The organism is Vibrio intestinalis (genome assembly GCF_025195085.2).
In the GTDB taxonomy this organism is placed as follows: domain Bacteria; phylum Pseudomonadota; class Gammaproteobacteria; order Enterobacterales; family Vibrionaceae; genus Vibrio; species Vibrio intestinalis.
Genome location: NZ_JANAVY020000003.1, coordinates 245,706 through 271,525 on the forward strand (window position 1 = coordinate 245,706; position 25,820 = coordinate 271,525).

The following is a 25,820-nucleotide window of genomic DNA, read 5'->3' on the forward strand; positions in this document are numbered from 1 at the left end:
TCGTTAAACCTCTGCCATATCGCCGTTGGTTTGCAACCAAGAGCGACGATCATCTGCTCGCTTCTTACCAAGCAGCATATCCATCATTTCCATGGTTGCTTCGCTATCGTCAATCGTTAGCTGCACCAAACGACGTGTGTTTGGATCCATGGTGGTCTCACGTAGCTGAAGTGGGTTCATCTCGCCCAGACCTTTGAATCGTTGTACGTTGATCTTGGCTTTCTTCTTCGATAGACGCTCTAAGATGCCATCTTTCTCATCATCATCGAGGGCATAGAACACTTCTTTACCACAGTCGATACGATACAGAGGCGGCATTGCCACATAGATATGTCCCGCTTCCACAAGCGCGCGGAAGTGGCGAGTAAACAGAGCACAAAGAAGAGTTGCGATATGCAGACCATCCGAGTCCGCATCGGCTAGGATACAGATCTTACCGTAACGTAAGCCTTCAAGGTTATCGTTATCTGGGTCGATACCCAAAGCCACAGAGATATCATGTACTTCTTGTGATGCTAGCACTTGGTCAGCAGAGACTTCCCATGTGTTTAGGATCTTACCGCGCAGTGGCATCACCGCTTGGAACTCACGATCACGTGCTTGTTTTGCAGAACCGCCCGCCGAGTCACCCTCGACAAAGAAGATTTCAGTGCGGTTTAAATCTTGTACCGAACAGTCGGTCAACTTACCCGGCAATGCCGGGCCAGATGCCACTTTCTTACGTACTACCTTCTTGCTTGCACGCATACGGCGGTGCGCATTGGCAATACAGACTTCAGCCAGTTGCTCAGCCAATTGTGGACGTTCGTTAAGCCATAAACTGAACACGTCTTTTACAACACCCGCTACAAATGCTGCAGTTTGACGAGAAGACAGACGCTCTTTTGTTTGACCAGCGAACTGCGGGTCTTGCATCTTCACCGAAAGAACATAAGAACAACGGTCAAAGACATCATCGCCCGTTAGCTTCACGCCGCGCGGCAGAAGGTTGCGGAATTCACAGAACTCACGCATTGCATCCAGCAAGCCTTGGCGTAAGCCGTTAACATGCGTGCCGCCTTGTGCAGTCGGAATCAAGTTAACGTAGCTTTCGGTGATCATCTCACCGCCTTCTGGCTGCCAAATTACCGCCCAATTCGCTGCTTCTGTTTCTGCAGAAAATTCGCCGGCAAATGGAGCTTCAGGTAGAACAGGGAAGCCTTTTACGCCTTCCGCTAAGTAATCATTTAGACCATCTTCATACAGCCACTTGTACTCATTACCATTGACTTTGTCGCTAAAGGTAATTTCCAAGCCTGGGCAAAGAACGGCCTTCGCTCGTAGGTTGTTCACCAAACGAGTGACGGAGAAGTTAGCCGAGTCAAAGTACTTCGCTTCTGGCCAGAAGTGTACGCTCGTACCTTTATTGCGACGGCCACACGTGCCTATCACAGTAAGGTCAGAAACTTTATCACCGTGCTCAAATGCAATTTCATACACTTGACCATCGCGGCGTACCGTTACTTCTACACGCTTAGATAGCGCGTTCACGACCGAGATACCTACCCCGTGCAAACCACCAGAGAATTGATAGTTCTTATTGGAGAACTTACCACCAGCGTGAAGCTTACATAGAATCAACTCCACCCCTGAGACTTTCTCTTCAGGGTGAATATCCACTGGCATGCCTCGGCCATCATCAATAACTTCTAATGATTGGTCAGCATGAAGAATAACTTGTACCTTTGAGGCATGTCCGGCTAGCGCTTCATCGACACTGTTATCGATAACTTCTTGGCCCAAGTGGTTCGGGCGCGCTGTATCCGTATACATCCCTGGTCGGCGACGTACTGGCTCCAAGCCATTAAGAACCTCAATGGCCCCAGCATTATATTGTTCAGTCATAATACGGAATATCGTCGTAGAGATTTAATTGGTTACTTTGCAGGCAACTGAGTAAGTATTGTGTCTATTCGGCTAAATATTGACTCAAACGCTGAATCTATCAGCGTTTTACAACTGCAATAGTCTAGGGACAACATAGTCTGGAAGAGACCAGTTCATGTCAAGCGAGTTAAGTGAGTAACTCGCAAATTTATGACTCTTCCCTCAGAGATATGGGTAAGTCGAGAAAATTATGGTCATTGGTTAAGAAAGCGAGAAACGCTTATTTTATGGGCTACAGAGCTAAGAACTGAATAATCTGCTCTGGGTAACGCTCAAAATCAACAAAGCTATGATCACCCCCCTGCTCAACCGTTTGTTTCGAATCGGCATACTTTGCTACCGCTTGGCGGTAGTCAAGCACTTCGTCTTCGGTTTGTTGCAACAACCAAAAATCTGTCGGCTGTTTTAGCGAAGCCACATCCAATTGCTTTAGCTCTTCAATATGGTGAGATTCAAGCAAGTAGCGTTCATGGGTATATGGGTTCTCTTGCTCACCAAGATAATCAACAAGTAACTCATATGGTTTCACTGCTGGGTTTACCAATACCGCTTTAAAGCCAAATTGGTTATTCAACCAAGTAGACATATAACCGCCCAGTGAGCTGCCCACCAAACCAATCTGGTAGTCTGCTTGGTACTGCTCGACCAAAGCCAACAAATGCTGCGCAGCTTGCTGCGGAAAACAAGGTAGCTGAGGCACTACGACTTTAATATCGGGGCGATGCTGCTCGCAATAGCTCTTCATCACATTAGCTTTGTGAGAAAGAGGTGAGCTGTTAAAGCCGTGGATATACAGAAGTAGTGATGGTTTCATGCTTAGTAACCTGTAGAGTCAAAATTAGGCAGGAATGAGCCTCCCGCTAAACGCTTAACACGAGTGTCAAAACGGCCATCGGCATGCAGCTCTAGCTCGCGCCAACCAGGCGAGGTTTCATCCAGTGCGAAGTCATCACTGTTAGGCTTAAATTGGACACAGGTGGATGGGGTAGCCATCGCGATAGCGCCGCTTTTTTCTACCTGCATATCTTGGTGCACGTGACCACACAATACCGCTTTCACGTTACTGTGTTTCTCAATCACCTGCCAAAAATGTTCAGCATCTTTTAAGGTATGCTGATCAAGCCACGCACTCCCCACCAGAATTGGATGATGATGTAGCAACACAAGCGTATGTTTTTCAGGATGCTCAGCTAACTTACGATCAAGCATATCAAGCTGCTGATCGCTTAAACGGCCATGAGGTACACCAACCACTTGAGAGTCGAGCAAAATCATCTGCCAATGCTCACCGAGCATAACGTGATGAGTTTGAATGATTTGCGGCGATGGTAAAACAGAATCCATGCTCGGTTTGTAATCATGGTTGCCCGGCAGCCAGTAACAAGACTTTTCTAGAGGCACAATCCCTTGCTCAAAACGCTGGTACGATTTATCGGTATGGTCTTGCGAAATATCGCCAGTGGCAAGAATTGCATCGAATTCAAAGTCAGTGTGTTGAATCGCTTCGACTACCGCTTCAAAACTACTGTTGGTGTTGACGCTCAACAAACATCCGTCCTCATTTTCAAACAAATGAGTATCAGTAATTTGGAGTAGTTTGATGCTGTCTTTCACTGCTGAACTTGACGTCACTTTCAAAATAAAAACCTAGATATTTAAGGGCGTTCGGCTAATACCATGCCTAAGGCAGAACGATAACCAATCACCTAGAAAACGGTTCAATTGTGCTTTTTCATCCTTTTGAACCATTTTGTCATTCGGGTAGTCATATCGAGCTTGGACTCGATTAACGTATTCACTGCTGCACACCTCTGCCACACGAGCATCGTGGTAGAGCCTGACAGACATTTTTGGCAATGGAAACACGGGAACGTCATCACTTTGACAAATATCAACCAAAGTTGTGTACTTTGTGACTTCTCCCACTTGTATTTGGTACGACATACTAGCAGCTTGATAGCAACGAACATCTCCTACCTCTGCTCTCTGCGGTATCAAGGCATTAAGCTTGGCATAATTCGTTTCATATACCCGCATCAATTCTGTTAAATCAACATGATACGGTTTGTTTGTTGCTAGTTGTCCCATTCGGTCTTCAAACGCTGATAATTAAGTTGTAACCATTGCAAAGCAATTATTGATGCGCCATTTTCAAAGCGACCATCGACGACCCACTGATAGGCCGTTTCTCTGCTCACCACATGAACGCGAATATCTTCGCCTTCATAGTCTAAACCATGAACGCCGTGCGCGGTGCTCGCATCGACTTCACCAACATAGACATCAAGCATCTCGGAGCATCCGCCCGAAGAAGGGTAATAAGAAGTCACCTTTTCTAGGCGAGAGACATCGATACCAGCCTCTTCAACGGCTTCGCGGCGAACGACATCTTCAGCTTGCTCACCTTGGTCAATAATGCCTGCAACAATCTCGAGCTGCCAAGGATTGTCGTGCTCTAACGCGCCTACGCGGATTTGCTCAATCAGCACAACTTGGTCGGTGACTGGATCATACGGCAACATCGCCGCTGCATGACCACGCTCAAACATCTCTCGTTCGATCTCTTGGCTCCAACCGCCTTCAAATAGCTTATGCTTAAAGCGGTACTTCACCATTTTAAAAAAGCCTTGAAACAGCGTTTGTTTTGAGATTATTTCCACATCTTCAGGTGTAAACTGAGTTGGTTGTTTTTCAGACTGTTGCATTTGGCACCTCTGTCAGTGAACCTTATAGTTTACTTGTAGACTTATTAATGCGCTATCGACCTACTTCAACTTTTTATACAAAATTTATATTTATTTTTAAATAGAAGTGGTTTTTATTGCACAGATGGACAATTAAGTGTAAAAGAATGCAAAGTTTAGAGTGAATTAGCATCAATATGAGTTAAACTCTTGAACAATAGAACTCAATTTTAATTTGGCAGGAATCAAACCCATGAAAAAATTGCTTCCACTATTTATCAGTGCAGCATTAGGTAGTCTCAGCACTTCTGCTTGGGCAGATACGCTGGCAGACATTTACAACCAAGCAAAAGAAAACGATCCTACGCTGCTTAGTGCCGCTGCAAGTAAAGACGCTGCTTTTGAAGCTATCGAAGAAAGCCGCGCACCATTGCTTCCACAAATCAGTCTGACTGCGGGTTACAACCTAACTCGTGGCGAAACTAATCTAGACGCTAACGTGCCAGATCGCGATAACGATCAAAACGCACTGACTGCAGGCATTGCCTTCTCACAAGAGCTTTACCAACGTTCAAGCTGGATTTCTCTTGATACTGCAGAAAAAAGCGCTCGCCAAGCAGATGCGACTTACGCGTCTATTCAACAAGCATTGATTCTTCGCGTTTCTACCGCTTACTTTGATGTACTACGTGCACAAGACAACCTTGAATTCGTTCGTGCGGAAAAAGCTGCGGTTGGCCGCCAACTAGAGCAAACTAAGCAACGTTTCGAAGTGGGTCTATCGGCAATTACCGACGTTCATGACGCACAAGCTCAGTACGATGCAGTATTGGCTGATGAAGTATTGGCAGAAAACAGCCTAGTAAACAGCTACGAAGGCCTACGTGAAATTACAGGTCAAGAACACTCAAACCTTGATGTACTTGATACTGACCGTTTCTCAGCAAGCAAGACTAAGACAGCGATCGATGCGCTGATTCAAGAAGCTCAAGAGAAAAACCTAAGCCTACTAAGTGCTCGTATCACGCAAGACATTGCGAAAGACAACATCTCTCTAGCAAGCTCAGGCCACCTACCATCACTGACTTTAGATGGCGGATACAACTATGGTGACATCTCAAGCAGTGCTGATTCTGACGGTACAACCAACAACTTTACAGTTGGCGTAAACCTAGCAGTGCCACTTTACACCGGTGGTAAAATCACCTCGCAAACTAAGCAAGCTGAGCTTGGCTACGTAGCCGCTAGCGAAGATCTTGAAGCTGCTTACCGTAGCGTAGTGAAAGATGTGCGCGCGTTTAACAACAACATCAGCGCATCAATTGGTGCACTACGTGCTTACGAGCAAACCGTTGTATCTGCTCGCTCTGCACTAGAAGCAACAGAAGCTGGTTTCGATGTAGGTACTCGTACTATCGTTGACGTTTTAGACTCAACTCGCCGTCTATACGATGCGAACAAGAGCCTATCGAACGCTCGTTACGACTACATCCTAAGTGTTCTACAACTTCGTCAAGCTGTTGGTACACTAAGCGAGCAAGATATCCTAGATATCAACTCAGGCCTAAAGCCTGCAAGCTAATCAATACTTGATAGCCTAAAACAGTAAAAGCCAGCTCATTGAGCTGGCTTTTTGTTTGATAACAGCGCTATACCGTACTGTCGGAGATGAGATTATGCTTATTGAGCAAGCGATACATAGTCGCACGCGATACGCCCAACTCTTTCGCCGCCATAGAAACTTGCCCTGAGTGGGACTCAAGCACCAATAGCAAAGCATCGCGTTCACTGCGCTCACGAATACTCTTCAAACTACGTTTGCCATCACTACGCTTTGGTAAATCCAAATGTGGCTCATCCAGCATCACGGTATCAGACATTAACACCACGCGTTTGATCTGGTTCATTAGCTCACGGACATTGCCCGGCCAATGGTAACGGGTCAGTGCTCGTGTTGCCTCTTCCGTAAAGCTGCGCGCTTGTGCGTTGTACTCTTTTGAGTACTCCATTAGGAAGTGACGCGCCAAAATTGAAATATCACCAGCACGCTCTTTCAAGCTCGGGACATTGATCCGAAGCACATTGATGTAGTGATAAAGCTCCTCATTGAAGTCGCCATCAATCAGCGCTTTTTCAATATCGGCTGAATTGGCCGCTAAGATGCGCACATCAACTTCTTTACGTCCTTCTTCGGTCTCTACGGTTCCTTCTTGCAAGAAACGTAATAAGTTGAGTTGCTGCGATCTAGGCAGAGTCAGGATATCGTTGAGCAATATGGTCCCGCCGTTGGCCTTTTCTAGAATCGAAGGCTCAGAGCTGTCTTCTCGGTTGATACCGAATAGGTCGCTTTCAATGCGACGCTCAGACATCGCACGGCAGTTGACCGAAAGGAACTCTTTCTGCGCGCGGGCAGAAGTATTATGAACAGCGCGAGCAACGGTCTCCTTACCTGTGCCACTCTCTCCATAAATCAAAATACTCACGTCTGTTGGACCAATACGTTTAATTTGATCACGCAGACGCTTCATCGGTACCGATTCACCAATCAGCCCCATGTCGTTGTTGTTACCATAATGAGGCCAGACTTTTTTCTCGAGTTTAAGCATGCCGAGTTGGTGACCAATGGTACTAAGCAGTTGAGCATCAGGAATTGGTGCGGTGAAAAAGTCGATACAGAAGTTCACGATGAACTGACAGATCGTATCTGAACTTAACTGTGACTCTCTAATAAAGGCAATCCAACGAACTTGCTTATGGTTACTCACCAAATTAGCAATGCCGTTGAGACTAAATTCATCGTGACTTAAATCAACTACACCAATACAAGGGCCGGTTTCAGCAAAGAGCGTATTTGCTTTACGTAAGTCTGCGCATTGAGTACAACGCCAACCTACTTGCTCCAATACTGATAGCCATGGTTCATAACTACCACCAACCACAATCAACGAGCCAGGGACAGAATCCATTCGGAATTGACTACCCATTGAACTTCTTCCTTATATTAATCATTTTATAATTATTAGTGCCGCCATGAGCACATCAACAAAGTTGATACACTATAAGGTGCTGACGATAATAATCTGTCTCAAAATTAAGACATAGTCACAAATTATGTTTTCGCCAAATTGTTCTGCGATTCCTATTCAGAAAAAACATGTAACAAAGGTTACTAATGCCACATACATTCACTGTCAAGTCATGCCAAATGCTTCAAATAACCTGTGACTGTTGACCATTAACGACAGAATTCTGGGTATAAAAAAACCACCCGAAGGTGGTTTTGCTAGTCAACTCAAGGTTATTTCCGTACGGATTACGCTTGAGGACGCATCGCTGGGAATAGGATCACGTCACGGATAGTGTGCGTGTTGGTAAATAGCATCGCTAGGCGATCAATACCAATACCTTGGCCAGCTGTAGGCGGTAGGCCGTGCTCTAGAGCAGTGATGTAGTCTGCATCGTAGAACATTGCTTCGTCATCACCAGCGTCTTTAGCGTCAACTTGCGCTTTAAAGCGAGCATCTTGGTCTTCTGCATCGTTAAGCTCTGAGAAGCCATTCGCTACTTCACGGCCACCGATGAAGAACTCAAAGCGGTCAGTGAAGAATGGGTTGTCATCGCTACGACGTGCAAGTGGAGAGATATCCGCTGGGTAGCCAGTGATGAAAGTTGGTTGAATTAGCTGTGGTTCAGCTGTCTCACCAAAGATCTCTTCAAGAAGCTGACCACATGTCCAGAACTTCTCTACGTAGATATCTAGTGATTTAGCGATAGAAACCATTAGCTCACGATCTTGAACGCCTTCTTCTGTTAGCGCTTGGATGTCAGCGTGGTCAGGGTTGTAGTGTTTGATCGCTTCAAGCATTGTCATGCGTGCGTATTGACCACCAAATTCAACAGTTTGATCGCCGTAAGGCATTGATGTTGCGCCTAGCACTTCTTGAGCAACAGAACTTAGCATGCTTTCTGTCAGATCCATCAAATCTTTGTAATCAGCGTACGCCATGTAGAATTCAATCATTGTGAATTCTGGGTTGTGACGAGGCGATAGACCTTCGTTACGGAAGTTACGGTTGATTTCGAATACGCGATCAAAACCACCAACAACAAGACGTTTTAAGTAAAGCTCAGGAGCAATACGTAAGAACATTTGTTGATCCAATGCATTATGGTGAGTGATGAATGGACGCGCAGACGCACCACCAGGAATCACTTGCATCATTGGCGTTTCAACTTCCATGAATGATTTAGATTCCATGTAACGACGAATCGCAGAGATCAGCTTAGAGCGGATCTTAAATGCAGTACGTGAATCTTCGTTCACGATAAGGTCTACGTAACGTTGACGGTAACGCATCTCTTGGTCAGTTAGACCGTGGAATTTTTCAGGTAGTGGACGAAGTGCTTTCGTTAGCAACTCGTACTCTTCCATGTTTACGTATAGATCGCCTTTACCAGATTTGTGCAGTGCACCTTTAACACCAATGATGTCACCGATATCTAGACCTTGGTATTTCTCTTTCAGCTCTTTCTGTACGTCTTTCGCTGCGTAAGCCTGAATGCGGCCAGAAGTCTCTTGAATCACAAGGAATGGACCACGCTTAGCCATAATACGACCAGCAATTGCTACTACATGGTTAAGCTCTTCTAGCTCTTCCTTCGTCTTCTCACCGAACTCTTTCTCTAGGTCGCCCGCTAGTGCATCACGACGGAAGTCGTTTGGGTGGCCGTTTGCTTTGCAGCTCTTTCGGATCTCATCCAATTTAGCGCGGCGCTCAGCAATCAGTTTGTTTTCTTCTTGTAGATTTTCGTTTTGAACAGCATCAGTCATTTTCGATGTATCCTGTCGTTGGTCGGTGAAAAGCTTACAGGCCTGATTTCAGGCTAGCTTCAATAAATTTGTCTAAGTCGCCATCAAGAACCGCTTGAGTATTGCGGTTTTCGACGCCGGTGCGTAAATCTTTAATGCGCGAGTCATCCAATACGTAAGAACGGATTTGGCTGCCCCAGCCGATGTCCGATTTCGCATCTTCGTTCGCTTGTTTTTCAGCATTCTGTTTTTGAATCTCTAACTCAAACAATTTCGCACGTAGCTGCTTCATCGCTTGGTCTTTGTTCTTATGCTGAGAACGGTCATTCTGACATTGCACTACCGTGTTGGTTGGTACGTGCGTAATACGTACCGCAGACTCAGTGGTGTTGACGTGCTGACCACCCGCACCTGATGCACGGTATACGTCGATACGTAGATCAGATGGGTTGATATCGATTTCAATATTGTCATCAATCTCTGGGTAGATAAATGCAGACGCAAATGAAGTATGACGACGGCCGCTTGAATCAAATGGTGACTTACGAACAAGGCGGTGAACACCCGTTTCAGTGCGTAACCAACCGTAAGCGTACTCACCAGAGATCTTCACAGTTGCGCCTTTTAGACCAGCAACTTCGCCCTCTGATACTTCAATAACTTCTGTTTTGAAACCTTTCGCTTCAGCCCAACGCAAGTACATGCGTAGTAGCATTGACGTCCAATCTTGAGCTTCTGTACCACCGGAACCTGATTGCAAATCGATGTAGCAATCAGAAGAATCGTGGTCACCAGAGAACATACGACGGAACTCTAGCTTCTCAAGTTTAACTTCAAGCTCAACTAATTCTGGCTCGATTTCATCAAAAGTTTCTTGATCTTCTTCTTCAACAGCTAGCTCTAAAAGACCATCTACGTCTTCCACGCCTTGTTCAAGTTGATCGATCGTTTCAACAACCGCTTCTAATGATGCACGTTCTTTACCTAGTGCTTGCGCACGCTCTGGCTCGTTCCATACATCCGGCTGTTCTAGTTCTGCATTGACCTCTTCTAGACGCTCTTTCTTGGCGTCATAGTCAAAGATACCCCCTCAGGATACTTGTGCGCTCAGACACATCCTGCAGGCGGTTTTTAATAGGATTGATTTCAAACATGTTTGCTCAATATCTATGAGTAGAATTTAACCGAGGAATTGTACTGAAAACTGTGATGAAGATACAGGAATTTTTTATTGGCCTTTTGATAAACAAAAATAAAAAATCCCCCGCCACGCTTGGCGTGACGGGGGATTATTATTCTTATTCAATGATGAATTTATGCAGTTTTACGCTCTAGCTTCACTTCGTTTGATTTACTAATGAAAAACGCACAAATCATTGCAGCTACTGTTGGCAGCAACCAAGCCATACCTACATCAAATAATGGCAACATATCCAGAGCAGAAACGTCAGCACCAATAAATTTAGCCGCATCAATCAGAGCAAACAACAACGCTACTAACATCACTACAGGGTAAGCCACACGAGGGTTTGGCAGCTTATGACGGATGAACGTCAATGCAATCAGTGCAATCGCTACAGGGTAAAGAGCGAATAGAACTGGGATAGATAGCGTAATTAGCTGAGATAGACCAACGTTAGCGACAACAGCACATGCTACGCCGTTGATTAACACCCATTTTTTGTAAGAAATAGGCGTTAACGAGCTAAAGTAATCAGAACACGCTGAAATTAGACCAATCGCAGTCGTCAAACATGCTAGCAATACGATCACTGATAGTACGATTTGACCAGAAGGACCAAACAGCGCTTGAACGTATAGGCTTAGGATTGCACCACCGCTTTCAACGCCAGCTGCGATTGCCGAACTTGTTGCACCTAGGTAGAACAACGAGATGTAAACAAACGCTAGACCAGCCGCTGCAATTAGAGCTGCGAAGATTAGGTATTTTGCCGTTGCACGTTGCTCTGTAATACCTTTGCTGCGGATAGCTTCCACAATCAAAGTACCGAACATCAATGCGCCGAAGGTATCCATGGTGTTGTAACCATCAAGGAAGCCTTTCTGTAGCGGGTGAGATAAGTATTCACCTTGAGCTGCAACAATTTCACCTTGAGGGTTCATGAATACCGCTGTAGCCAAGATCACTAAACCAATAAATAGTACTGGTGTCAGTACCTTACCAATAACATCAATCAGCTTACCTTGAGACCACGAGAACGACATCGCGACAGCAAAGAAGATGATAGAGAAGATGGTTAAATGCATCTGCTGAACATCAGCAAAGAAAGGCATTACCGCCATTTCGTAGGCAACTAGGCCTGTACGAGGAGCAGCAAAAGCAGGGCCGATAATGATGAAGATAAGAACTGTCATCAATACTGCCGCTTTAGCAGGAATATCTTGAGTCAGTTTTTCCCAAGAGCCACCCGCAACAGCAATAGCAACGATGGTAATTAGAGGAAGACCTACCGCTGTTAATAAGAAACCTGTCATCGCAGAAAGTACATTTTCACCGGCAAGCAGACCTGCTGGCGGTGGGAAAATGATGTTGCCTGCACCCAAAAAGAACGCGAAAAGCATAAAGCCCAACGCGAGAATATCTGTTATTTTTAACGTCTGATTCACAGATTAACCTTTACTTATAATGATAGATGTTGTGTCTGCCTAGATGAGCAATAATGCTCTCTGAGCTATATAATTTAGAAAAGAATAATGACTAAATACACAACTATCCGCAACACCAAAGCAAAAAACACCATATAAATTTATACATCAGAGTAAAAACCAGTGATTACCACTACATTAGAAATTTATACCAGTGTTTTATACCAAACATTTTAACAACAAAACATTATATAAATAGAACATATATCTATACATTAGATCCACAACAGTAAATATCACTTGATATCAAATCATTTTCAGAACAATTAATGAGCAGACAAATCAGTAAAACAAAAGGCTTTAGATTCAAACAGTTCGAGATTGATGGTGGCCAATGTGGCATGCCAGTCAGTACCGATGGCGTACTTTTGGGTGCTTGGTCAAACATTAAACAGGCGAATTCGATCCTCGATATTGGCACAGGAACGGGTTTGCTCGCTCTGATGTGCGCGCAAAGAAATGGCCATGCGAAAATAGAAGCTCTTGATATTGATTTAGAAGCCGCTGAAACCGCCAAAGCCAATTTTGCTAATAGTCCTTGGCACACTCGACTCAATGTGAGCCACTGCGATTTAATTGCGCATCGATTTAAAGATCAATTTGATGCGATTATTTGCAACCCGCCCTATTTCAACAATGGCGAACAAGCCAATAACCAACAAAGAGCGACAGCAAGGCATACAGACAGTTTGAGCCACACGGATCTATTGAAGAAGTGTAAGTCACTGCTTTCAGAAGACGGTAATGCGAGCTTTGTTTTGCCAATAACAGAGGGGGAAGCCTTTATTCGCCTAGCGCTAGAGATGGGTTTTGCTCTCAATAGACGCTGTGATGTCAGACCGACAGAAACAAAACCAGTCAATCGCCTACTTATCGAATTAAGCTTGGCGGAAAGCCACGCTTCTATCCACCAGCAATTAACCATTCGCAACAAGTTGGGTTACACTGAGGACTTTATCGCCCTAACTAAAGATTTTTATTTGAAGATGTAGCAAATAAGATGTGATCCTAATCACTTAACGCTCTATACTATGCAGCCTTATTTTTACGTCCTGACTTTTCATTCTTAGGAATCACGCCAAATCGGCTTGTGGAGACTCTACTGTGATCAAAAATTTTGCAGAACTCGATTTAGATCCAAACCTGCTCATTGCCATTGAAGAAATGGGTTATGAACGCCCAACTCAAGTGCAAGCGCAAGCGATCCCGCAAGCATTAGACGGTCGTGATATCTTAGCATCTGCGCCTACAGGAACAGGTAAAACAGCAGCATTCGTATTGCCTGCTCTACAATACCTACAAGATTTCCCGCGCCGTAAGCCAGGGCCTGCTCGCGTACTTATCTTGACGCCAACTCGCGAACTAGCTATGCAGGTAGCGGATCAAGCGCGTGCACTAGCAAAACACACTAAGCTAAACATCTTCACCATCACTGGTGGTGTTCAGTACCAAGAGCACGCTGACATTCTATCAACTACGCAAGATATCGTTGTTGCAACACCGGGCCGTTTGATGGAATACATCAACGCAGAGCGTTTTGATTGCCGCGCAATTGAATGGCTTATCTTAGATGAAGCAGACCGCATGCTAGACATGGGCTTTGGCCCTACCGTTGACCGTCTGTCTCAAGAGTGTCGTTGGCGTAAACAAACGCTATTGTTCTCTGCAACACTCGAAGGTAAAGGCGTTGAAGGCTTCACAGCTGACCTTCTCAAAGAGCCAGCAGAGATCGATGCTGAGCCATCACGTCGCGAGCGTAAGAAGATTACTCAGTGGTATCACCGTGCTGATACCATGGAGCACAAGCTTGCAATGTTAAAAGTGATTGTAACGGAACAAGCTGAACGCTCTATCGTGTTCCTAAAAACTCGTGAGCGCCTAGCTGAGCTGCGTATCGAACTAGAAAAAGCGCAAATCCCTTGTGCTTGGATTCAAGGTGAGATGCCGCAAGATCGTCGTAACAACGCAATTTCTCGTTTCCGCGATGGTACGGTTAACGTTCTACTGGCGACTGACGTTGCGGCTCGTGGTATCGACTTACCAGACGTAAGCCACGTAATTAACTACGACATGCCACGCAGCGCTGACGTATACCTACACCGCATCGGCCGTACCGCTCGTGCAGGTAAAAAGGGTAATGCCGTTTCTCTAGTAGAAGCGCACGATCAGCCAATGCTAGACCGCGTAGAACGTTATGTGAAAGAAGACATTAAAGAGCGCTTCATTAAAGAACTACGTCCAAAACACAAAAAACCTGTGTTCAAGAAAAAGAACAAGAAGAAAGACGACAAGAAGAAGTCTGCTGCTAAAAGCAAAAAGAAAGTCGCGAAGAAGAAAAAGTAACGCGAACTAAAAGCTCCAACAGCCAAAAATAAAAATGCCGCTTCAATCATGAAGCGGCATTTTTGTATCTATCATTTCAGCGCTAAACCAAAGAGATGACCAAGCTCACCTTGAACACGGAAGGATACTCAAAATAGCTGGAGTCAGAGCAAAGCGATAAGTAAACTCAGCCTTGGGAAATAGTACATCTTCTAAGTAGTTGGTGTCAGAACAAAGCGACGAGATAACTCATCGCCATGAGCATAGTTTACCTATGTGATAGGGCTGGGCTGGCATTCCAGTGAATTTGTGCAGTTAACGTAGTTATCACCCCAAATATGACGAAGATTTCTTCAAAGTGTTTGGCGTAAGAACAAGGCGATAAGTAAACTCAGCCTTGGGAACGTAGTACGCTACGTGACTAAGGTGAGTTTACGAAATCAACGCAGTTATTGCGTCAAAGGCGCAGAAGATTAGTGTTCGCGAGTTGCGCGGAACTCCACATCTGGGAATCGCTCCGATGCTAAGTTCAGATTAACCATAGTTGGCGCAATGTACGTTAAGTTATCGCCACCATCTAGCGCTAGGTTTGATTGGTTCTTACGTTGGAACTCGTCCAGTTTCTTCGCATCACCACACTCTACCCAACGTGCTGTCGCCACGTTTACACCTTCGTAGATCGCTTCTACGTTGTATTCAGCTTTCAAGCGCGCTACAACCACATCAAACTGAAGCACACCTACCGCACCAACGATTAGATCGTTGTTTTGCAGTGGGCGGAATACCTGTACTGCACCCTCTTCTGAAAGCTGAACTAAGCCTTTTAGTAGCTGTTTCTGCTTTAGAGGATCTTTTAGGCGAATACGACGGAACAGTTCTGGCGCAAAGTTTGGAATACCTGAGAACTTAAGATTTTCACCTTGAGTGAACGTATCACCAATCTGAATCGTACCGTGGTTGTGAAGACCAATGATGTCACCTGCGTATGCTTTTTCGGCACGCGCGCGGTCGCCCGCCATAAAGGTAACTGCGTCAGATATACTCACTTTTTTACCTGTACGAACGTGGTTCATCTTCATACCTTGGCTGTATGTGCCTGATACGATACGCATGAAAGCAATACGGTCGCGGTGCTTTGGATCCATGTTCGCTTGGATCTTGAATACGAAACCAGAAAACTCTTCTTCGTTTGCTTCGACATCACGCTCAACCGCTTTACGAGTTTGTGGTGCTGGTGCCCACTCTGTTAAGCCATCAAGCATATGGTCAACACCAAAGTTACCTAGTGCTGTACCGAAGTAAACTGGTGTTAGCTCACCCGCAAGGAATAGATCTTGGTCATACTCAGGGCAAGCGCCCATTACTAGCTCTAGCTCTTCACGTACGCTTTCAGCCAGATCTGCACCCACTTTTTCATCAAGTTCTGGGTTGTCTAGACCTTTGATGATGCGAACTTCTTGAATCTCATGGCCGTGGCCTGATTCGTACAGAATCGTCTCATCACGGTGAATGTGGTAAACACCTTTAAACTCTTTACCACAACCGATAGGCCATGTGATTGGCGCACAAGACATACCTAGTTCGCTTTCAACTTCATCCATTACTTCCATTGGATCACGAACGTCACGGTCAAGTTTGTTCATAAACGTTACGATTGGCGTGTCACGTAGGCGCGTAACTTCCATCAATTTACGTGTACGATCCTCGACACCTTTCGCTGCGTCGATCACCATCAAACATGAGTCAACCGCTGTTAGTGTACGGTAAGTATCTTCTGAGAAGTCTTCGTGTCCTGGAGTATCAAGAAGGTTTACAAGGCAGTCATTGTATGGGAACTGCATTACAGAGGTCGTTACCGAGATACCACGCTCTTTTTCCATCTCCATCCAGTCCGACTTCGCGTGCTGGTTAGAACCACGGCCTTTTACGGTACCCGCTTTCTGGATCGCGTTTCCGAATAACAGAACTTTTTCAGTGATTGTGGTTTTACCCGCATCCGGGTGAGAGATAATCGCAAACGTTCTGCGCTTGCTAACTTCTTGTAGGAAAGACATAACCGCCCTTTGATGATCTTAAAGCGTAAAAAGGGCAGTAAACACAATACTGCCCTTGAAATTTGAGTGCGGATTATACAGAAGTCGAGGCTGTTTCTCTATAGGAACAGAAAACTCATAATGATGGCGTCTTCTTTGCCGCTAGCGGTTGGGTAATAGTTACGGCGACGGTCTACTTCATTAAAGCCTGTGGACTCATACAAACCAAAAGCGACCTGGTTACTCTCGCGCACTTCAAGCCAAGCACTTTCCGCTTTAGCTTGCTCACACACGTTAAGGAAATGATCGAGCAAAGCCTTACCGTAGCCTTTACCTTGCTGGTTTGGGTCAACCGCTACATTAAGTAACGTCACTTCACCGACAATGTTCTGTGCGTAGAAATACCCCACCAGCTTTTCACCATCAAATAGCACATGATGACAAGCACCACGGCTGTTCACATCGCGAATCATCGATTGTGTCCAAGGATGGGTATGAGCGGCCTGCTCAATTTGCCAAACCGCATCAAGATGAGATTCAGCTAAAGGGATAAGTTGTAATGACATAGTTTTCGACAGGTTCAAAGACCTAGTTGTAAGAACAGATTTGCTGCCAAAGGGCTTTACGATGCTGGGTATTGCCTTCAATTTCAGTTATTAGAGGCGAAGTAAGCACGTTAGCTTGAATATCGGAGTTCGACGCGCAACCAGCAAACCATAGCCACTCAATTTGAGTCGTGCTCAGTTGAGGTAATTGCTCTGGGTATAAATGCAACGCTTGTTGTAAAGAAAGCTTCATGCTTTTTAGCACGCGCTCAAACAACACGGCACTATCACCTTGCGGCAAATTAGGCGAAACCAATAGCAGTTTACATTCGCTTGGTAGCGCTATCTCAAGCGCTTGATAACCCGTTAAACGCTGTGGATGAGCCAGCTGATAGGTATCAATCCCCATTTGCTGTAAGTAAGCGTTCTCATCATTTTGCATTAGTAGAATTTCGTCTTAATGAGTCGGTAAATATGCGGGCTATCCTAACACAAAGGAGTAGCCAACAAAAAAGGGGCATCAGCCCCTTTCACGTGATGATTGCTCTATCAGCATCTAGAACTATAGCTCTGAGAATTCAGGACAGTATTGAATTAAGCCTTGGCGTTGGTCAAATTCACCGTCTGCCATTGCCAATACTTGGAAAACACCAGCAGGTACATCCCACTCACAGCGCATCTGTTTGCTCTCTGCCGCTTCAAAACCAAAACGGCCATAGTAATTTGGATCGCCAAGCACTACGCATGCTGGATAACCAAATTCAAACAATGAAGATAAACCTTCACGAATCAATTTATCCGCTATACCTTGCTTACGGTATTCTTCTTTCACGGCCACTGGCGCAAGACCTTGCCAGTTTAAGTCTTCACCTTCTAGAGTGACAGGACTAAACATCGCGTGACCCACCACTTCACCTTCGTCAGTACATGCAACAAGTGACAAAGTTAAATGGCTGTTTTCACGCAGCTGCATCACCAAATTGGCTTCAGCTTCTGTCTCAAATGCAGATTTTAACAGGCGGTCAATAACCAGAATATCTGCTGGAGCTTCAGTTCGTATAAGCATTCGCTACCTCATTTTGTATCACTGGGGATTGTACGCCCTTATGAACAAAATCGGCTAGTTGATTTAGTAGCATTTGTAACGGCTTTGGCAGAAGTTCAAGATCGACACTGTCCATTAGGTTTTTAACTTCGAGACCGAGTTCAGTATCACCTTCGATAGACAATCTGCGCTGGAAGAACAGTGTATCTGGGTCTTCTTTGCGACCAGCAATCAGCACTAAATCATTCAGGTTGCCACTGAATGAAACGTCTTCTTTTACTTCGCCATCCGCTACAATTAGCTTGTCGTCTTCGTAACTGATATACCAATGCAATTTCATATCTTTTACTTCAACTTTCAACCACTTGTCTTCAAGGAATTCAAAATCACCGTCTTCTAAAGCCTCTTTAAAAACCATTTTTAGGCTATCTAGCAAGGCTTTTTTTTGTACAGACTGAGGCAATAAGTGGACTGGAGATCGCAAAATTGATGCTGCATTTTGAACTAATTGAGTGCGAATCTTGTTAATCACGCGGGTTATCCGTTACTTTGTAAAAAGAGATGTTCATCATAATCGATGAATCATGGAAGATACCTGTTATGTATCAAAAAATGACGTAATGACAACAACTCTTTAAAGTCACTACAATCGCAGTTATAGTAGGCCATTCGCTACATAACAACTGCTAAGATGTTTTGTGTCAGCCATATGGAGAATTGGTACACCTCTGATGCCATCGCAACAACTACAGCATTGGTTTAAAAAAATAACCGCTCACGGTCCGTTTTTTTCCGCCATTTTGGATAGCCAACATAACTATGTCATGGTTAATGAGCGCTATTGTGAAATTGCTGGATTATCCAATGATGAACTGATCGGCATGAATGATAGCCAAATCCTTGGTGAACAATTCTACTCACATCTCAAACCTTACTATCAGCGCGCATTTTCAGGCGAACACCTCGAAGCTGAAATCACTCTTGATGAAATCGATTTAGAGACTTGTTTCCATTGCACCCTCTCACCAATTGAGATCGACGGCAAAGTACAATCTATCGTTCTGCACGCAATTGATACGTCAGAAAAGCAAATTCTCGTCCGTTCTCTGGAAGAGTCTGAAAGCAAGTTCAGCACGTTAACTGCCCTTCTTCCTGATGGCCTGTTATTGGTTGAGGATGATTGCATCCTATCGGCCAACCCTGCCGCTGTACGCCTGCTGGGTTTTGAATCTTCTGCCGATTTATTAGGTGAAGATTTATCTCGCTTATTCATTGATGAAAAGACCAAAACGGTATTCAATAACAAGCTGAGTTTATTACTGCAAAACTCACCATTTGTTTGTTTAACCGGCCCTCGCTGCGGCTTTGAACGTAAAGTGCAACTCAAAGCAGACAGCGCCGTAATCTTAGGTAGTGACTCTCAAATTGTCTTAATTCAAGACGCAGAGCAAAACGCAGCACCAAGCTCTAACGGCCCAGTGGAAGATGCCAACATCGACTCACTGACTGGCGTTTACAACCGTTTTGGTTTTACTAAGCGTTTAGAGCAACTGATCAAGAACGAAACACCGCTGATCATGCTCTACCTTGATATCGATAACTTCAAGAATATCAATGACTCACTTGGCCATCACATTGGCGATAAAGTCATTAAAGAAGTATCTTCTCGTCTTAAGCGTCTTCTACCGCAACAAGCGGTACTAGGGCATTTAGGAGGTGATGAGTTTGGTTTGATCCTACCTGAGCCAGAAAACAATCGCATGGTTGAAATGCTGTCAGATAGAATCATTTCCCTAATTAACCAACCTTTCGACCTGCACCACTTCAGTAAGCGCCTCGCTTGCTCAATTGGTAGTGTTGCCTATCCTGGTGATGGCAATGATGCGCGTATCTTGCTGCAAAATGCCGACACCGCGATGTATGAAGCAAAAGATCGTGGCCGCAATCGTCTGATTAAATTTAACGATCAGATGAACAAAGAAGCGCGTATGCGTTTGTGGCTTGAAATCGAGCTGCAAAAAGCGCTGCAACAAAATGGCCTAGAGGTTTGGTACCAACCCAAAGTCAACGCGCGTGATTTCAGTATCAATGGCGCAGAAGCACTGATTCGTTGGAAACACCCGGTTGAAGGCTATATTAGCCCGGGCGCTTTCATCCCTGTTGCTGAACGTGCCGGCCTAATTGAACATTTAGGCCGAGTAGTGATGCGTGAAGTATTCAACACGGTGAAACGTTGGAAAATCCAAGGTATTTTACCGGGACGTGTGGCGATTAACCTTTCTCCAGAACAGTTTGGTAACCCTAAACTTATCGACTACATGGAGAAGCTGCTTCGCACCACCGAGCTTGACCCTAGCTGCATTACCTTTGAATTAACCGAAAGTGCGGTAATGAGTGACAGTGACCACACACTGCAAATGCTCAACGCGATTAAAAAGCTAGGCTTCTCACTATCAATTGACGATTTCGGTACGGGTTACTCGTCGCTTTCTTATCTGGCTCGCTTCCCGCTGGATGAGCTCAAAATAGACCGTGCGTTCATCAATGAGATCGACACCCTACCAAAACAAGTGACGGTGATTGAAAACATCATCAACCTTGGTAAGTCACTTAACCTTACGGTCGTTGCAGAAGGTGTTGAAACTCAGCAACAAGCGACTCTGCTTTCCAACCTTAACTGTAACTCCATTCAAGGCTTCCACTTCTACCGCCCGCAGCCAAAACAGGAAGTCGAAGAGCTATTTGTACAAAATCGCCGCCATAAGAACTAACACACCTATAACACCCCCTCAAAAATCTACTCCATTGGGGTTAATTGCTGGTTAACTCACTCAAACCTGCCTTACATCAAATTTGCCGTTCATAATTCTTCATAAAATGCGAAGCAACTATGAAAGCAATTGGTTTAGTAGAGCAATGGAACTTCTATGCCCAGCAGGTAACCTACCTGCCTTAAAAACAGCGATAGATTGCGGAGCAGACGCGGTGTACATCGGCTTTAAAGATGATACCAATGCTCGCCACTTCGCTGGCTTGAACTTCACTGGTAAAAAACTCGATAAAGCAGTCCAGTACGTTCATGACCACAATAAAAAAATTCACGTTGCGTTGAATACATTCGCTCACCCTGATGGCTTTGAGCGTTGGACTAACGCTGTCGATCGCGCTGCTGATGTGGGTGTTGATGCCCTTATAGTGGCAGACATCGCGGTTTTAGAATACGCAGCGCGTAAATACCCAGATTTAGAACTGCACTTATCAGTGCAAGCTTCAGCGACGAACGTTGCAGCTATCGACTTCTACAAAAACAATTTCAACGTTAAACGCGTTGTATTGCCGCGCGTACTTTCAATTCATCAGGTCAAACAGCTATCGCGTAATATGACCAGTGATGTTGAGCTGGAAGTCTTTGCTTTTGGTAGCTTATGTATCATGGCTGAAGGTCGTTGTTACCTATCGTCATACATGACAGGTGAATCACCAAACACCGTTGGCGCTTGTTCTCCAGCCAAATACGTTCGCTGGCAAGAAACCGATAAAGGTCTTGAATCTCGCCTTAACGATATTTTGATTGACCGTTACAACCAAGGTGAAAACGCGGGCTATCCAACCCTGTGTAAAGGTCGTTTTATCTCTGACCTAGAAGGGGGCGAAAAGCCATACCACGCGTTAGAAGAGCCAACGAGCTTGAACACTCTCTCGCTATTGCCTGAGCTGTTTGCTGCCAATGTTGCCTCGGTGAAAATTGAAGGCCGTCAACGCAGCCCAGCTTACGTAGAACAAGTCACTCGTACATGGCGCGCTGCGATTGACCGCTACTTAGCGAACCCAGAAGCTTACCAAGTGGAAGCAGCATGGGATGCAACGCTAGCAAACGTATCAGAAGGCACACAAACCACTTTGGGTGCTTACCACCGTAAATGGCAATAAAGCAGAGAGTAACACGATGAAATATGCATTAGGCCCACTGCTTTACTTTTGGCCAAAGCAAGATGTAGAAGGCTTTTACCAACAGGCGCAAGACAGCTCTGCCGAAATTATCTACCTCGGTGAGACGGTTTGCTCTAAGCGCCGAGAAATGAAGGCCGCACATTGGTTTGATATCGCTAAGCAACTGGCTGACAACGGTAAGCAAGTGGTGCTTTCAACCATGGCACTACTTGAAGCGCCAAGCGAAGTGAACGTAATGAAGAAGTACATCGACAACGGTGACTTCGCGATTGAAGCAAACGATGTATCCGCGATTCAGCTTGCCCACGAACATAAAGTACCGTTTGTGGTTGGCCCTGCGGTGAATACCTACAACGCCCACACGCTGAACCTGTTTTTAAAACAAGGGATGACTCGCTGGTGTATGCCGGTTGAGTTATCTCGTGAATGGTTGAGCAATGTGCTGACTCAGTGTGATGAGATTGGTATTCGCAATCAATTTGAAGTAGAAGTATTTAGCCATGGCTACCTACCGCTAGCCTACTCTGCTCGCTGTTTTACCGCTCGCGCAGAAGATAAAGCCAAAGACGACTGCGAAACCTGCTGTATTAAATACCCAACCGGTATTCAAGTTCGCAGCCAAGAAGGCCAAGAAGTATTTAACCTTAATGGCATTCAAACTCAGTCAGGCTACTGCTACAACTTGGTCAACGATCTACCAAGCATGCAAGGCTTAGTGGATGTAGTTCGCCTTAGCCCATTAGGCCTAGAGACCTTCTCTGAAATTGAGAAGTTCCGCGCTAATGAACAAGGTAATAACCCAGTAAGCGCGCTTGATCGCCAATGTAATGGCTACTGGCACCGCCTAGCGGGCTTAGAGGTTAAAAGCATTTAAGCTGATAGACACTCAAGCAAACGTTAGATACACAAAAGGGCTCAACTGAGCCCTTTTGTTTTTTTGAAACCAAACTTACGCTTGTTGCGTGGCCATCTGCGGCATTTGATGGCGACGAATATCTTTCATCAGCATCACGATCACCACCAAGCTTAATGCGATGTTGGATAACGGGAACGCAATCCAGATACCGTTCACACCAAACAATTTTGGCATCAACCACAAGAATGGCAATTGTACCGCCATGTTACCAATGGTGACGAACATCGCTTTACCGCCGCGATTGACCGCTTGATAGTAAGCCGCAGCCACGACTAAGAAGCCATCTAAGAACAGCGCAAACATGTGCAATCTTAAGCCAAGAATCGCGTTCTCTATTAACGCTTCATCTTGATTGTTAAATACTGAGACAAACTCGCGCGGGAATAAGTTAAGGAGCGCCACAAACGCGATACCACCCAGCACGGCAACACCCATCGCCACTTTTAGCAGCTTCAAGATATTGTCATTGTTCTTAGCACCGTGGTTATAGCTCACAAGTGGCTGCATACCGTTAGCGATACCTTCTGCTGTGAGGTAGTAAACAGTCACGATGTAGCCAAGAATCGCATACGCACCAATTAAAACTGAACTGCCATATTGGGCAAATAATGAGTTATGTAGTGCCACCATCATTGAGCCATAGGCATACATGAAGAAGCTCGATACACCAATAACGAAAATCTGTGGCACCACTGACCAATTAACACGTAAATCTGAGACTCGTAAACGTAACTTAGCTCGGCTAGAAAAGAAGTAAGCTAACCCAAGACCGGTTACCACCATTTGTGCAATCGCGGTCGCTATCGCAGCCCCCTCGAGCTCCCATTGCAAATGAGCGATGAACAGGTAATCCAGCACGATGTTAATCAACGCCCCCACTACCATTAGCAGCGTGGCTAAGTTTGGGCTGTCGTCGTTACGTAATAGAAACGGCATCGCAATTGAGCCAAGCGTAAACACACTCGCAATAATCAGAATATGCAGATACTGAGCACCTAGCTCAAACACTCGCCCTGTCGCCCCTTGCCAAACTAGGAAATCATCGGCGAATAAGAACAGCGCGCCCGACACCAATGGCGTTAAAGCAAGCAGTAGCAACAAACCGGTCGCCAAGATGGTTTTCGCGGCCGTTAGGTTTTTCTCACCCTGTTTGATAGAAGCAAGCGCACCAGTACCTACGCCCACCAGCATACCAATACCGAGAATAGAGCCAATGACAGGCCATGCGACGTTGATGCCCGCTAAGCCATCGGCACCCACATAACGGCCAATAAAAATACCATCGACCACCTGATATAAACCGTTGACCAACATGGCGGCAACAGTAGGGATCGCATAGCTCCAAAATTGTTTGTATATCGACTTTTGCATTCTTCTTACCAAGCGATAATCAATCTAAACGATTGAATAAAATAGTTAGCAAGGCTAACTAAAACGGCAAATTTTTACTTCAATGCTTTGTTGAGCAGTTGAACCAGAGATTGAGCTTCTTGCTCTGAGAGGTTGGCGTTGAGATCATTCGCGATCTGTTTGTACACCACTTGTTCAAGTGACAGATCCTTAATCACTTTTTCGGTCAAAATAACCCGTTTTGCACGCGCATCTTCACTGCACGCGACACGCCTTACTAGACCTTTCTTTTCCAATCGAACCACCATGTTGGAGGCTGATGGCTTGGTGACTTCAAGTTCTTGTGCCAGATCGGTAATTCTTACCCCTTGCGGGTGTTGTTGAATCACCTTTAGGTAATCAAACTCGTTAAAGCTGAGCTGACACATAGGATCTTCTTTGGCATGTACTCGCCATGCCTTGGAACAAAAACGTTCTAGGCTAATTAAACTTTGTTCTAATTGCATTGCGCTTCAATTTAGTTAGCAAGGCTAACTATTTTAGCGATTTTTTATCCACACGCAATAAAAAACCGCCCTGAGGCGGTTTGTTCTCTTTCTATTACGGCAATAAATTACTGCTGCTGTTGTTGCTCAAGCTTGGCTTTAGCTAACTGCTCTTGTTTAACCTGATTGAAGATTCGTGTTAGCTCAAGGAAAGAGTAACGATGCTCTACATATTCAAACACGTTAAAAGAAATCGCCAATTTATACATGGAGATAGCACGGGCGAAATCGCCCTCTTTTTGATAGCGCTTACCTAGATAAAAGTAAGTTTCAGTTAAGCGCTGAGCCAATACCGTATTATCACGAGTACCCGCTAAGATAGCTTTGAAGGTCTGCTCTTCTGAAATTTGGTTAAGCGAAATCGCTACCAATACCCAACCCCATTGATCATCGCGCTGCTGATATAACGCCATCAATTGCTCACGCGCGGCGACTGGATCTTTCTCTAACTTAATCAAGTAAAGCCAAAGAGCACGGAACGGATCGGTTGGATCTTCTGCAAAATGCTTTTCCATATCTTCTAATGCTAGGTCGATACGGTCACCGTAATACAGTGCAATCGCACGGTTACGCACGGAATAAGAGTTACCAGGGTCAAGATCAAGCGTTGAATCAAACGCTTCATATGCGGCATCAAACTCACCGACTTGAGTCAGGTAGACACCTAATAAGTTGAACACATCTGGCTGCGCAGGATTAAGCTTGAGAGAATGGTTGTAGTCTAAACGTGCAAGATCCCTTAAACCGACACTGTCGTAGTAATTACCACGCTCAAACAGCATCTTCGCTCTTACTTCATCGGGGAGGTTGGGGCGTTGCAATAGTTGGCTTAAGCGAGCAATTTGCACTTCCTGCTGCACACTGGCTTGCAACGGCACGGCCATTGGTGGGTATAACCACTGTTGTGGGTTATCCTTGGTTGATGCACAACCTGTCGCGACCAGAATACTCAAGCCCAGCGTTACGGTTTGAAACCATTTCACGTATATCTACTCCTATTATCCACTTTACAGTGTATACCCAAAC

23 protein-coding genes are annotated in these 25,820 nt (G+C 45.2%); 6 read left to right on the forward strand and 17 right to left on the reverse strand.

Going from position 1 to position 25,820, the window contains the following annotated elements; genetic code table 11:
- Positions 1-3: 3 nt before the first annotated feature.
- The 5 genes from parE to nudF all read right to left on the reverse strand — a co-directional run bounded on the left by parE (position 4) and on the right by nudF (position 4,631).
- On the reverse strand, positions 4-1,884 hold the full coding sequence (gene parE, locus MU515_RS07515; protein WP_260259807.1) for a DNA topoisomerase IV subunit B: 1,881 nt from the start codon (positions 1,882-1,884) through the stop codon (positions 4-6).
- 274 nt (positions 1,885-2,158) lie between these two features.
- Positions 2,159-2,740 (reverse strand): esterase YqiA, encoded by a 582-nt coding sequence (gene yqiA, locus MU515_RS07520; protein WP_260259808.1) that lies wholly within the window; start codon positions 2,738-2,740, stop codon positions 2,159-2,161.
- 2 nt (positions 2,741-2,742) lie between these two features.
- Positions 2,743-3,564, reverse strand: coding sequence for a 3',5'-cyclic-AMP phosphodiesterase (gene cpdA / locus MU515_RS07525; RefSeq protein ID WP_260259809.1), 822 nt, complete (start codon positions 3,562-3,564; stop codon positions 2,743-2,745).
- Positions 3,565-3,573: 9 nt separating this feature from the next.
- Positions 3,574-4,014, reverse strand: coding sequence for a DUF1249 family protein (locus MU515_RS07530; protein WP_260259810.1), 441 nt, complete (start codon positions 4,012-4,014; stop codon positions 3,574-3,576).
- Entirely contained in the window at positions 4,002-4,631 is a 630-nt protein-coding gene (gene nudF, locus MU515_RS07535; RefSeq protein WP_260259811.1) for an ADP-ribose diphosphatase, read from the reverse strand. Before nudF ends, MU515_RS07530 begins: the two co-directional genes overlap by 13 nt.
- A 232-nt stretch (positions 4,632-4,863) precedes the next feature.
- Between nudF and tolC the strand changes: the two genes are divergently transcribed.
- On the forward strand, positions 4,864-6,192 hold the full coding sequence (tolC, locus tag MU515_RS07540) for an outer membrane channel protein TolC (RefSeq protein ID WP_260259812.1): 1,329 nt from the start codon (positions 4,864-4,866) through the stop codon (positions 6,190-6,192).
- A gap of 67 nt (positions 6,193-6,259) precedes the next feature.
- On the opposite strand, the gene vpsR is transcribed toward tolC, so the two are convergent.
- The 4 genes from vpsR to brnQ form a co-directional block, all read right to left on the reverse strand.
- Positions 6,260-7,594, reverse strand: a complete 1,335-nt coding sequence (gene vpsR, locus MU515_RS07545; protein WP_260259813.1) for a cyclic-di-GMP-binding transcriptional regulator VpsR — start codon at positions 7,592-7,594, stop codon at positions 6,260-6,262.
- A gap of 329 nt (positions 7,595-7,923) precedes the next feature.
- Positions 7,924-9,441 carry a lysine--tRNA ligase gene (gene lysS, locus MU515_RS07550; protein WP_260259814.1) on the reverse strand — a complete coding sequence of 506 codons (1,518 nt, stop codon included), beginning with the start codon at positions 9,439-9,441 and terminating at the stop codon, positions 7,924-7,926.
- Between the two features lie 34 nt (positions 9,442-9,475).
- Positions 9,476-10,574 (reverse strand): peptide chain release factor 2 gene (gene prfB / locus MU515_RS07555; protein ID WP_260259815.1). Its coding sequence is split into 2 segments (ribosomal slippage): positions 9,476-10,498 and positions 10,500-10,574, totalling 1,098 coding nucleotides; the frame shifts between segments, so codons are not numbered across the junction.
- Between the two features lie 160 nt (positions 10,575-10,734).
- The gene (brnQ, locus tag MU515_RS07560) at positions 10,735-12,048 is read right to left on the reverse strand and encodes a branched-chain amino acid transport system II carrier protein (protein WP_260259816.1); all 1,314 of its coding nucleotides are present in this window, start codon (positions 12,046-12,048) and stop codon (positions 10,735-10,737) included.
- 308 nt (positions 12,049-12,356) lie between these two features.
- Between brnQ and MU515_RS07565 the strand changes: the two genes are divergently transcribed.
- Together MU515_RS07565 and srmB are read left to right on the forward strand one after the other, a co-directional pair.
- Complete coding sequence (locus MU515_RS07565) at positions 12,357-13,079, forward strand: tRNA1(Val) (adenine(37)-N6)-methyltransferase (RefSeq protein WP_260259817.1); 723 nt, start codon at positions 12,357-12,359, stop codon at positions 13,077-13,079.
- 112 nt (positions 13,080-13,191) lie between these two features.
- On the forward strand, positions 13,192-14,430 hold the full coding sequence (gene srmB, locus MU515_RS07570) for an ATP-dependent RNA helicase SrmB (RefSeq protein WP_260259818.1): 1,239 nt from the start codon (positions 13,192-13,194) through the stop codon (positions 14,428-14,430).
- 452 nt (positions 14,431-14,882) lie between these two features.
- On the opposite strand, the gene prfC is transcribed toward srmB, so the two are convergent.
- From prfC to ubiT, 5 genes are all read right to left on the reverse strand, one after another.
- Entirely contained in the window at positions 14,883-16,463 is a 1,581-nt protein-coding gene (prfC, locus tag MU515_RS07575; RefSeq protein WP_260259819.1) for a peptide chain release factor 3, read from the reverse strand.
- Positions 16,464-16,561: 98 nt separating this feature from the next.
- Positions 16,562-17,008 carry a ribosomal protein S18-alanine N-acetyltransferase gene (gene rimI, locus MU515_RS07580; RefSeq protein WP_260259820.1) on the reverse strand — a complete coding sequence of 149 codons (447 nt, stop codon included), beginning with the start codon at positions 17,006-17,008 and terminating at the stop codon, positions 16,562-16,564.
- A 22-nt stretch (positions 17,009-17,030) separates the two neighbouring features.
- Positions 17,031-17,429, reverse strand: a complete 399-nt coding sequence (locus MU515_RS07585) for a DNA polymerase III subunit psi (protein WP_260259821.1) — start codon at positions 17,427-17,429, stop codon at positions 17,031-17,033.
- A gap of 120 nt (positions 17,430-17,549) precedes the next feature.
- Positions 17,550-18,053 (reverse strand): GNAT family N-acetyltransferase, encoded by a 504-nt coding sequence (locus MU515_RS07590; RefSeq protein ID WP_260259822.1) that lies wholly within the window; start codon positions 18,051-18,053, stop codon positions 17,550-17,552.
- A complete protein-coding gene (gene ubiT / locus MU515_RS07595; protein ID WP_260259823.1) occupies positions 18,037-18,564 on the reverse strand; it encodes a ubiquinone anaerobic biosynthesis accessory factor UbiT in 528 nt (175 codons plus the stop codon). Before ubiT ends, MU515_RS07590 begins: the two co-directional genes overlap by 17 nt.
- Positions 18,565-18,763: 199 nt before the next feature.
- Here ubiT and MU515_RS07600 point away from each other — a divergent pair, with 199 nt between their 5' ends.
- From MU515_RS07600 to MU515_RS07610, 3 genes are all read left to right on the forward strand, one after another.
- On the forward strand, positions 18,764-20,803 hold the full coding sequence (locus tag MU515_RS07600) for a bifunctional diguanylate cyclase/phosphodiesterase (RefSeq protein WP_260259824.1): 2,040 nt from the start codon (positions 18,764-18,766) through the stop codon (positions 20,801-20,803).
- A 145-nt stretch (positions 20,804-20,948) separates the two neighbouring features.
- Positions 20,949-21,962, forward strand: a complete 1,014-nt coding sequence (gene ubiU, locus MU515_RS07605) for a ubiquinone anaerobic biosynthesis protein UbiU (RefSeq protein ID WP_260259825.1) — start codon at positions 20,949-20,951, stop codon at positions 21,960-21,962.
- Between the two features lie 16 nt (positions 21,963-21,978).
- Positions 21,979-22,857 (forward strand): U32 family peptidase, encoded by an 879-nt coding sequence (locus tag MU515_RS07610; RefSeq protein WP_260259826.1) that lies wholly within the window; start codon positions 21,979-21,981, stop codon positions 22,855-22,857.
- A 75-nt stretch (positions 22,858-22,932) separates the two neighbouring features.
- Here the strand turns inward: MU515_RS07610 and MU515_RS07615 are convergent, their stop codons facing one another.
- From MU515_RS07615 to nlpI, 3 genes are all read right to left on the reverse strand, one after another.
- Positions 22,933-24,270, reverse strand: a complete 1,338-nt coding sequence (locus MU515_RS07615) for an MATE family efflux transporter (protein WP_260259827.1) — start codon at positions 24,268-24,270, stop codon at positions 22,933-22,935.
- 74 nt (positions 24,271-24,344) lie between these two features.
- Positions 24,345-24,755, reverse strand: a complete 411-nt coding sequence (locus MU515_RS07620) for a MarR family winged helix-turn-helix transcriptional regulator (protein ID WP_260259828.1) — start codon at positions 24,753-24,755, stop codon at positions 24,345-24,347.
- A gap of 107 nt (positions 24,756-24,862) precedes the next feature.
- Complete coding sequence (nlpI, locus tag MU515_RS07625) at positions 24,863-25,777, reverse strand: lipoprotein NlpI (RefSeq protein ID WP_260259829.1); 915 nt, start codon at positions 25,775-25,777, stop codon at positions 24,863-24,865.
- Positions 25,778-25,820 lie beyond the last annotated feature (43 nt).